General features: G+C 67.2%; 3 protein-coding genes. All 3 read left to right on the top strand.

Features of this window, described 5'->3' with window-relative positions:
- The coding region (locus tag ACWEGE_RS46905) for a DUF3492 domain-containing protein (protein WP_449667003.1) at nt 1-610 on the top strand (610 nt) is incomplete at its 5' end.
- Between the two features lie 19 nt (nt 611-629).
- A protein-coding gene (locus tag ACWEGE_RS46900; RefSeq protein ID WP_449667002.1) for an IS3 family transposase occupies nt 630-1810 on the top strand; the annotation gives its coding sequence in 2 pieces (ribosomal slippage) (nt 630-894 and nt 894-1810; 1182 coding nt in all).
- Between the two features lie 36 nt (nt 1811-1846).
- The coding region (locus ACWEGE_RS46895; protein WP_449667001.1) for a F0F1 ATP synthase subunit delta at nt 1847-2227 on the top strand (381 nt) is incomplete at its 3' end.

The raw sequence follows: 2227 nt of genomic DNA, 5'->3' as shown, positions 1-2227 counted from the left end.
GGACGGCCCTGAGGATGCCGGCGCTTCCGGCGGGGCGGGGGTTTCCGGCGGCGCGGGGGCTGCCGGCGGCCCCGGTGCCGCGGGTCGACCGGACGTCGCGGGTGGACCGGGCGTGGGGGGTGCTTCGGGGGTTCTCGCCGATTCGGGGGTTTCCTTCGGCCCGGAGGCGGACCGTTTCGCCACCGCGTTGTACGGACTCGCGGAACTCGCCCGCGACGAGGGAGGCCTGGCCGGGGCGCTGCGCTCCGAGGGCGCCGTGCGCGCATGGGAACGCGCCTGCCGCACGCAGGGCGCACTGCGCGCCGCGCGCGCCGCCCGCGTGCCCGACCTGCTCTCCGTCGCCGCCCATGTCGAGCGGTCGCTGCGCCCCCTCTCGCTGGACTGGTACGCGGACGACGGGCTCGGCGCGGTCGACCTCTGCCACGCGGCCGCCGGTGGCTCGGCGGCCCTGCCCGGTCTGCTCGCCCGGCACTTCGCCTCGGTCCCGCTGCTCGTCACGGAGTACGGGGTGCCGTTGCGCGCGCACTATCTGGCCTCCGCCGCCACCGAGGACGCGCCCGCCGTACGGGCGTTGCTCGTCCCGGACAGGCACCCAATAGGGTTGTCCTGAACGAGGAAACGAGGAAGAAATGGCGCCACCCAGTAAGTACTCGCCGGAGTTCCGCGAGGAAGCCGTCCAGATCGCGTTGAGGTCAAGCAAGACGATCTCCGAAGTCGCCCGGGAGCTTGAGCTGAACTCGGAGACACTACGCGGCTGGGTGAAGAAGTACCAGAAGCAGCAGGAACCGGCTCCCGATGCGGAACTGACGGTGAACGAGCGGGCGCGCCTGAAGGAACTCGAACGACGCAACCGCGAGCTGGAGATGGAAAATTCTTTCCTGAAAAAAGCCGCAGCGTACTTCGCGAAGGATCCCCGGTAGCAAGCAAGTACGAGTTCATCGACGAGATGAGGCTCGACACCGAGAAGTACGCATACAGCGTCGAGTTCATGTGCGGCCGACTCGGCGTCTCCAGATCCGGCTACTACGACTGGCGATCCCGCCCGGAATCCGCGACAGCTCAGCGGCGCGAAGAACTGAAATTGCTCATCGAGAAAGCCTTCGACATGTCCGACAGCACCTACGGGCACCGGCGCGTCCAGGCTCAGCTGCACCGCTGGGGCGTCGCCGCGGGCGTGGAGCTTGTCCGCCGCCTCATGCGCGAACAGGGCCTGGTGTCCTGCCAGCCACGGCCGAAGAGGTTCAACCTCACTCAGGCTGCGGCCGGCCAGGTACCGGACCTCGTCGGCCGCGACTTCACCGCGGATGCGCCCGGCGAGAAGCTCGTCGGTGACATTACCTATATCGCAACCGGGGAAGGCTGGCTGTACCTCGCAACGGTCATCGACTGCTGCACGAAGGAAGTCATCGGTTATGCGATGGACGACCACTACCAAACCCCACTGATATCCAGGGCGATCCGTAACGCGGCACGGAACAGGAACCTATCGGCCGGCGCGATATTTCACTCAGATCGCGGAAGTAACTACATGTCAGCCGAGTTCGGGAGGACGCTGGACCGCTTCGGGCTCCGCAGATCTTCCGGCCGCACCGGGATCTGTTTCGACAACGCCATGGCCGAATCATTCTTCGGCGCCCTGAAGAACGAGCGCGTATCAAGGGTGACTTATCTGACCCGCGAGGCCGCCAGACAGGACGTCACTCGCTACATCGAATTCTGGTACAATCGCAAACGGCTCCACTCGGCGGTGGGTTACCGCCCTCCGTGCGAAGTCCACGCCGAGTACGAAAAGTTGCGAATTGTCGCGTGAAATAAACGGTCAGAAGCCTGTCCGGAAAACGCGAGGATGCTGGGCGGCCAGGTCGGCGGTCCGGCCGCGGACCTGGTGGCCGGTCTGGTGCGCTCGCGCTGGTCGCAGTCGCGCAACCTGGTGGACACGCTGGAGGAGCTGGCGAACATCGCCGACCTCACGGCCGCCCAGCGGGCGAACACGCTCGACGACGTCGAGGACGAGCTGTTCCGGTTCGGCCGGATCGTCTCCTCGAACACGGAGCTGCGTGCCGCGCTGACCGACCGCGCCGCCTCGAAGGCGGCCAAGAGCGAGCTGCTGCGCAGCCTGCTCAGCGGCCGTGCCAACGCGACCACCGAGCGTCTGGTGACGCGCCTGGTGACCGCGCCGCGTGGACGTAGCCTGGAGGCTGGCCTCGAGTACCTGTACAAGCGCCCC

Source organism: Amycolatopsis sp. NPDC004747 (genome assembly GCF_053601335.1).
This window is presented reverse-complemented; position numbering and strand designations above follow the sequence as displayed.